The organism is Nocardioides daeguensis (assembly GCF_019192965.1).
GTDB lineage: Bacteria > Actinomycetota > Actinomycetes > Propionibacteriales > Nocardioidaceae > Nocardioides > Nocardioides daeguensis.
The window spans coordinates 37,045-44,315 of the sequence record NZ_JAHTKU010000028.1; the positions used below are offsets into that span (position 1 = coordinate 37,045).

Here is a 7,271-nt window from a genome sequence, read left to right on the forward strand (position 1 = left end):
GGCGCCGACGAGTACGCCGACGCCCGCTCGTGGGTCTGATCACCCTGTGTTTTCCGTGCCTCCTCAGCGCCCGGTGGACTGCGCCTCGAGGAGCAGCCGGCGCAGGTCGGCCGGCATCCGGTCGTCCGTGGTCAGCGGACCGGCACCACGCGTGGACACCGCCGCCGCCGGCGGCGGGACCGGGTCGCACTTGAGGTCGCTGCGCTTGTGCTTGCGGCGCGGCGGCAGCACGCCCGTGTCGAGGTAGCTGGCGATCAGGTTGTCGGTGCAGGCGATGCCGGACAGCGATCCGGAGTGCGTCGTCCCGCCCACGCCCTCGATGAGGAAGGACGTCCGGAACGCCTTGCGGGTGGCGACGGCGCCGGAGAACACCGTGGCCGCGTCGTTGGTCTCGGCGATCATCAGGATCCGCGACTTCACCTTCTTGCCGCTGACGTCGATCGCCTTGCGCGACGGGGCCGGCCAGTTCAGGCAGGGGGCGTTGTACCAGGTGTTGCCCCAGGTGAGGAACGGGTGCTTGCGGTGCACCCGCCAGGCGTCGGCCTGGGTCTTCTTCCAGTTCGGCCAGACCGCGTCCGTGCACTGCACGGCGTTGTAGACGGCGAACCCGTTGTCGTCGCCGGGGCCGGCGTACATGTCGATCAGGTCCGCGCCGTCACCGGTCTTGACCAGCTTCGCGTACGCCGCGCCGATGCTCGCCCAGTCGTAGACGTAGTAGCCGGCGCTGAGCAGCACGTCGCCGAGCTCGTCGGGGCCGAGCCGGCCGTCGGCCGCAGGCTGCTTGTCGAGCTTGCGGAGCAGCCGGTAGTAGCCCTTGCGGATCTTCTTGCCGTTGGTCCCGAGCCCGTAGACGGCGTCGTTCTGGGCCAGCCACCGGAAGTAGTGGTTGATGTTCTTGTCGAACTGGATGTTCTGGTCGACGTTCGAGAGGTAGAACGCGCGGTCGGCGTTGAGCACGCCGTCCCACACGAACCGGCCGACCTTCTTCGGGAACAGCGTCGCGTAGACCTGGCCGAGGTAGGTGCCGTACGAGAAGCCGTAGTAGTTCAGCTTCGGTGCGCCGACCGCCTTGCGCAGACTGTCGAGGTCACGTGCGACGTCGGTGGTGTGCATGTGCCGCAGCAGCACCTTGGCGTCGGACCTCGAGCAAGCCTTGGCGTACTTCTTCGTGACCCGCTGCCACCACTTGAGGTTCTTCTGCTTCGTCGGCACGTAGTTGGGGCGGTCGTAGCCCGCGCCCTTGTAGTCCGGGTTGCAGCTCAGCGACGGCGTGCTGCTGCCGACTCCACGCGGGTCGAACCCGTACCAGTCGTACTTGGCGCCGACGCCGTTCGGGATCGCCGCTCCGAGGCGGGCCATGCCGAGGCCGGAACCGCCGGGACCACCCGGGTTGGCCGCGATCATGCCCTTGTAGTCGGGATCGGTGTGCAGGACCCGGCTGATCGCGATCTGAATCTTCCGGCCCTTGGGCTTCGCGTAGCTGAGGGGTACCTCGAGCATCGCGCACTGGGCGCCCGCGTCGATCAGGCGCTGGCTGGTGCAGGCACCCCAGACGGGTGCCGGCGGGGTGTACGACGGTGCCTGCGGGGCGGCCTGGGGAACCTGCGGCGCAGCGCTGCTGCTTCCCCCGGGCACCAGCAGTGCTGTTGCCGTCGCAACCGACGCAACGATCGTCAGTGCTCTCTTCACGTCACAACCTTCCGAGATGAGTGTCCGGGATCTTCCGGCGTGGTCCGACCTTGCCGCGTCCCACCTCTCTGGTCTACCCCGACGCGCGGGAGACAGCCGGTGTCGGCCCGGGCTCGTCGATCTCGTCAGGTGCGGGTGGCGAGGGTCAGCGCGAAGTCGCCTGCGGCGTCGGTCCACACCCGGGACACCGGGAGCCCGGCCGCCTCGAGCTCCTCCGCGATCCGGCTGACCCGGAACTTGGTCGAGATCTCGATCCGGATCTCCTCCCCCATCGCCAGGTCGAGCACCAGGTCGGCGCCGGGGATGGTCACCTGCTGCGGCACCTCCGCGCGCAGCCGCAGGTCCATCCGCTCCATGTGGGGGTCCCAGAACGGCACGTAGGAGAAGGCCGCCGGGTCGAAGTCGGCGCCCAGCTCGCGGTTGACCACCACCAGGCTGTTGCGGATGAACTCCTCGGTGACGCCCTGGGCGTCGTCGTACGCCGCGATCAGGCGGTCGGCGCTCTTCACCAGGTCGGTGCCGAGCAGCACCGAGTCGCCCGGCTCGAGGACGTCGGCGAGCGCGCCCAGGAAGGCGGCACGCTCCTCGCGGTAGAGGTTGCCGATCGTGCCGCCGAGGAAGGCGACCATCCGGCGGCCGCCGCTCGGCAGGTGGGCGAGGTGGAGCGTGAAGTCGGCGACCACCGCCACCACCTCGACGCCCGGGTGGCGCGCCGCGATCTCGTCGGCCGCCTGCCGCAGCGTCCCCTCGGCCACGTCGACCGGCGCGAACCGGGTGAGCTGGCCGGTCCTCGTGAACGCGTCCAGCAGGATCCGCGACTTCTCGCTCGTCCCGCTGCCGAGCTCGATCAGCGACGTGGCGCCGCTGGCGGCGGCGATCTCGTCGGCGTGCGCCTCGAGGATCGAGCGCTCCGCGGTGAACGGGTAGTACTCCGGCAGGCGGGTGATCTCGTCGAAGAGGGCGGACCCGCGGTCGTCGTACAGCCACCGGGGCGGCAGGGTGCGCGGATAGGTGCTCAGGCCGCGGCGTACGTCGGCCGCGAGGCTGTCGCTGGCCCAGTCGGGCTCGAGCAACACCTGGACCCGGGGCGTCTGGCTCATGCCCCCTCCTCGGCGGTTGAGGTGCGAGCGCCGCGCTTGTCCTGAGGTGCGAGCGCAGCGAGCCTCGAAGGGCCGAGCCTCGAAACCCCGTCCGCGAGGCGCACGCCGCTCAACGCCCAGCGCGCACCGGGTGGGAAGAAGTTGCGGTAGCTGGCCCGGGCGTGGCCCGGCGGCGTCAGCGCGCAGCCGCCGCGCAGCACGATCTGGTTGGACATGAACTTGCCGTTGTACTCCCCGATCGCGCCGGGCGCCGGGTGGAAGCCGGGATAGGGCAGGTACGCCGAGGAGGTCCACTCCCAGCAGTCGCCGTAGACCTGCCGGAGGTGACCGGTGCTCGCCCCGGCCGCGCGCGGGTGCCAGGTCTCGGTGTCGGCGAGGTTGCCCGCGGGGTGGGTGTCCCCGGTGTCGACGCGCACGGCGTGCTCCCACTCCGCCTCGGTCGGGAGCCGCTTGCCCGCCCAGGTGGCGTAGGCGTCGGCCTCGTAGTGGCTGACGTGGCTCACCGGCAGCCCGGGGTCGACGGGGAAGGTGCCGTGCAGGGTGTGCTCGAACCACACGCCGTCGGCCTGCGTCCAGTAGAACGGGGCCGCCCAGCCGTGGGCCTTCACCTGGGCCCAGCCGTCGGAGAGCCACAGCTCGGGGCGGCGGTAGCCGCCGTCGGCCATGAACTCCAGCCACTCGCCGTTGGTCACCAGCCGGTCGGCGAGCCGGAACGGCTCGAGCCAGACCTGGTGCAGCGGCAGCTCGTTGTCGAACGAGAACCCCGCCTCGCGGTGGCCGATCTCCACCAGCCCGCCCTCGACGTCGACCCAGCCCAGCGGGCCCGCGGTGGTGGGCGCGGCCGGGGCGCCGGCGTACGTCGGGCGCAGCGGGTTGAGCGAGAGCACGTGCTTGATATCCATCAGCAGCAGCTCCTGATGCTGCTGCTCGTGGTGGAAGCCGAGCTCGATCGTGCCGGCCAGCTTGTCGATCGTGCCCTGGTCGAGGCCGGCGACCAGGTCGCGCATCCGATCGTCGACATTGCCCCGGTAGACGCCGACGTCGTGGGCGCCCGGTCGGCTGATCACCCCGCGCTCGGCGCGGTTGTAGCGCGGCCCGACCGCCTCGTAGTAGCTGTTGAAGAGGAACCAGTACTGGTCCTGGAACGGCGCGAACCCGGCCTCGTTGTCGGCCAGCACGAAGGTCTCGAAGAACCAGGTCACGTGGGCCCGGTGCCACTTCGTCGGCGACACGTCGGGCATCGACTGCACCGTCTGGTCCTCGGGCGAGAGTGGCGCGGCGAGGCGCTCGGTGTGGGACCTGACCTCGTCGTAGCGGGTCAGGAGGATGTCCGCTGTCCACTGGGTTGTGGTCATGGATCGACCCTAGGACGGGCCACCGACAACGGCCAGGGGCACGGGCGGAGCGTCAGCCGATGTTCACCGTTGCCGGGTGCGCACCTCGTCGGTGAGGATGGCCCGGTGAGCGCCGTCTCCGCCTTCTACACCGGCTCCGGCGGGCTGGTGGCGGCCCTCGCCGCGGCGCTGGACGCTGCGGGCGCGGACCGCTCTGCGCTGCGGGCCGCGGACCTCGGCCCGGTCGACGAGTTCCACATCCGGGGTCGGGCGGCCACCGTGGAGATCGCGGCAGCGCTCGACGTCGGGCCGGGCTCCCGGGTCCTCGACCTCGGCAGCGGCCTGGGCGGACCTGCGCGCACCCTGGCCGAGACGACCGGCTGCACCGTCACCGGCGTCGACCTGACCCCGGAGTTCTGCGAGGCCGCCGCTGCCTTGTCCTCGTGGACGAGACTGACCGACCGCACCGTCTTCCACACCGGCGACGCGACGAGCACCGGCCTGCCCGACGGCTCCTTCGACGCCGCCATGACCGTGCACGTCGCGATGAACATCGCCGACAAGCCCGCCCTGTACGCCGAGGCCTTCCGCACGCTGCGCCCCGGCGGCCGGTTCGTCGCGTACGACGTGCTGCAGGGCGAGGGCGGCGACGTCCACTACCCCGTCCCCTGGGCGAACGACCCGAGCACGAGCTTCCTCGCCACCACCGAGGAGATGCGGGTCCTGCTCGCTGACGCCGGCTTCGACGTCCTCGCGGAGGACGACTCGTCGGACGCGAGCCTCGCCTGGTTCCGTCAGGTGCGCGAGCGGATCGAGGCCGACGGCCCGCCGCCGGTGTCCTTCGCCGCCTTCCTGGGTGAGGCGTTCCCGGTGATGGCGGCCAACCAGGTCGCGAACCTCGCCGAGCGCCGGATCCGCACGGTGACGTTCGTGTGCAGGAAGCCCGCCTGATCAGGCAGCAGTGGAGCCTGGAGGACTCACCCGCGCCCGGCGTACGTGCTCAGCCGTCAGGCGATCCCCGTGCAGAGCAGCGCTGGGTCGCCGATCACCGGAAAGGCGTCGACGCCATCAGGTGAGGTGTCGGTCGCTCGGAGACCGAACCGGTACGGCAGCGCCAGCGGCATCTGGATCCTCATGCTCATCCCCGGCATCAGCGCGGGCGACTGGTAGATGCTCACGTCGTCCGCGGTGAGCGCGACCGTCCCACTCGAACCGTCCTCGGACTGATCGTCGACGCCCAGGACGCCCGCGAAGGCCTTGCAGTTGCGTCCCGGCGTGAAGCGGGACTCCCAGGAGCCAGCGTTCGACCACGTCGCGGCGCCCCAGGTCTTGTAGCGCGCACCGTTGATATTGGTTTGACCGAAGACGGCACCGGTCGTCGACGAGTACGTCGCGAACCTCTGTAGCGGAATCCAGCGCCACACGGTGATGTTCACGGGAGCGGACTTCAGCGGCTTGCCGTGCTTCCGGGTGACCACGATCCGGTAGCGGACGGTGTTGAGGCTGGTCGCGACCTCGGGCAACGTCGTGGTGCGCTTGCGGACCTTGACGCTCCGCACGTTCTCCCACGACGGGTTCCCGAAGTAGAGCGGGACGTCCCAGCGCTGCAGGAAGATCCGCTTCGCCCGCTTCGGCTTCTTGACGGTCGCTCGCAGGGCGACGACATCACCTTCAGTCACCTCGGCGGCGGTGGCCGTCAGAGTGACCGGGCGGACTACCCGGAGCGACTCATCCTGGCCGTCCGAAGACAACGCACCGGCAGGAGCGCCAGCACCCGCCACGAGCCCGATAGAAACGATGGCGGCGGCAATCCTGGCACGCACGGCGACCTCCTCAGCCCGACTACAAGGTCACGCCACGGTACGGGCCGAACCGCGCATGTGGCCTGGGTTTGGAGAAACTCCACCAAGCACGTCCGCGTCGCGGACCGATCCTGCGATGATCCGTTCGTGACCCCTGCTGAACGGCTTCGCGAGTTGGCAGTCCGCCACGCGGCCTTCGCCTGGCTGGACACCCAGCGAGCCGGTGGCAAGGAGACGTTCAGCCAGGAGGACACCAGCGGACTGCAGTTGGCGGGCGAGACGATCCGCCTGATGCCCACGCAGCAGGGGATCTGGAAGCCCGCGCATCTGCAGGCCGCCCTGTCCTTCCGTACTGTCTATCGGCGAGAAGGACTCGATCGTCCCTACGACGACGCGGTCGGCGCCGACGGCTTCTATCGCTACAAGATGCGCGGCCACGACCTCGGCCACTTCGAGAACCGTGCGCTGCGGGAGGCCATGATCGAGCGGCTGCCGTTGATCTGGTGGCTGGGAGTTCAAGGCGGCGGGTACAGCGCTCTGTATCCCATCTACCTCGTCGACGAGGAGCGGAGCGATCTGCAGTTCGTCGTCGATATCGACGCGGTTCCCCAGCCCGACATCACGTGGCCGTCCATCGATCTTGAGCTCGATCCGTCGTACCGCCAGCAGCTCACCAAGCGTCGCCTCCACCAGCGGCCGTTCCGCGCCGCGGTCCTGCGCGCGTACCGCACGTCGTGCGCCGTGTGCTCCTTCCGGCACGGTGATCTCCTCGACGCTGCGCACATCCAGGAGGACGGAGCGGGCGGCCGCCCCGTCGTCACCAATGGCCTCACGTTGTGCAAGATGCATCACGCCGCCTACGACCGGCGCATCCTTGGCATCACGCCCGACTACGAGGTCCGCATCAACGCAGACGTGCTGCGCGAGGTGGACGGACCGATGTTGCGCCACGGCATCCAGGAGTTTCACGCCCAGCGCTTGATGGTGCTGCCGGAGCGTCGTGCGGAACGACCCGACCGGGCGTTGCTGGAGCAACGGTTCCAGGCGTTCCTCGAGGCCGGCTGAGACGCAGCTGTCTCGGATCGGTGGAGCCTAGGGGATTCGAACCCCCTGCTTGCAAGCTGCCTCGGACGCCCCTTTGATGGCGGTTTCACGGTGAAACTGCAGGTCAGAAGCGTCCAGGCGTGGACCGATCTGGACATCGCTTGTAGGAGTCCCTGGGAGTGGTGGGGTTTGAGGGACCAACGGCGGGGCGTCAGCACGTAGACGGCCATCGGCGGGATCTTCGGTGTGAACGGCGAAATCCACGCACTGAAAGAGGTACCCACCGATGGCCTTGCCCCAGT

The 7,271-nt window shown here is 69.6% G+C and carries 6 protein-coding genes; 2 read left to right on the forward strand and 4 right to left on the reverse strand.

The genetic code is table 11. The features are described from left to right. Positions 1-63: 63 nt before the first annotated feature. From KU893_RS21920 to egtB, 3 genes are all read right to left on the reverse strand, one after another. Positions 64-1,689 (reverse strand): alpha/beta hydrolase, encoded by a 1,626-nt coding sequence (locus KU893_RS21920; protein WP_218236822.1) that lies wholly within the window; start codon positions 1,687-1,689, stop codon positions 64-66. Positions 1,690-1,814: 125 nt separating this feature from the next. Beyond that, positions 1,815-2,789 carry an L-histidine N(alpha)-methyltransferase gene (gene egtD, locus KU893_RS21925; protein WP_218236824.1) on the reverse strand — a complete coding sequence of 325 codons (975 nt, stop codon included), beginning with the start codon at positions 2,787-2,789 and terminating at the stop codon, positions 1,815-1,817. After that, positions 2,786-4,144 carry an ergothioneine biosynthesis protein EgtB gene (egtB, locus tag KU893_RS21930; RefSeq protein WP_218236827.1) on the reverse strand — a complete coding sequence of 453 codons (1,359 nt, stop codon included), beginning with the start codon at positions 4,142-4,144 and terminating at the stop codon, positions 2,786-2,788. Before egtB ends, egtD begins: the two co-directional genes overlap by 4 nt. A gap of 105 nt (positions 4,145-4,249) precedes the next feature. On the opposite strand from egtB, the gene KU893_RS21935 reads away from it, so the two are divergent. Then, a complete protein-coding gene (locus KU893_RS21935) occupies positions 4,250-5,074 on the forward strand; it encodes an SAM-dependent methyltransferase (protein ID WP_218236829.1) in 825 nt (274 codons plus the stop codon). Between the two features lie 56 nt (positions 5,075-5,130). On the opposite strand, the gene KU893_RS21940 is transcribed toward KU893_RS21935, so the two are convergent. After that, positions 5,131-5,802 carry a hypothetical protein gene (locus tag KU893_RS21940; protein ID WP_218236831.1) on the reverse strand — a complete coding sequence of 224 codons (672 nt, stop codon included), beginning with the start codon at positions 5,800-5,802 and terminating at the stop codon, positions 5,131-5,133. 270 nt (positions 5,803-6,072) lie between these two features. On the opposite strand from KU893_RS21940, the gene KU893_RS21945 reads away from it, so the two are divergent. Then, a complete protein-coding gene (locus tag KU893_RS21945; protein WP_218236833.1) occupies positions 6,073-6,990 on the forward strand; it encodes an HNH endonuclease in 918 nt (305 codons plus the stop codon). The last annotated feature ends 281 nt before the right edge of the window (positions 6,991-7,271 follow it).

Bases quoted from the DNA above. Each gene is read 5' to 3' on its own strand.
- egtD (WP_218236824.1), bottom strand. From the start codon at position 2,789: ATGAGCCAGACGCCCCGGGTCCAGGTGTTGCTCGAGCCCGACTGGGCC.
- egtB (WP_218236827.1), bottom strand. From the start codon at position 4,144: ATGACCACAACCCAGTGGACAGCGGACATCCTCCTGACCCGCTACGAC.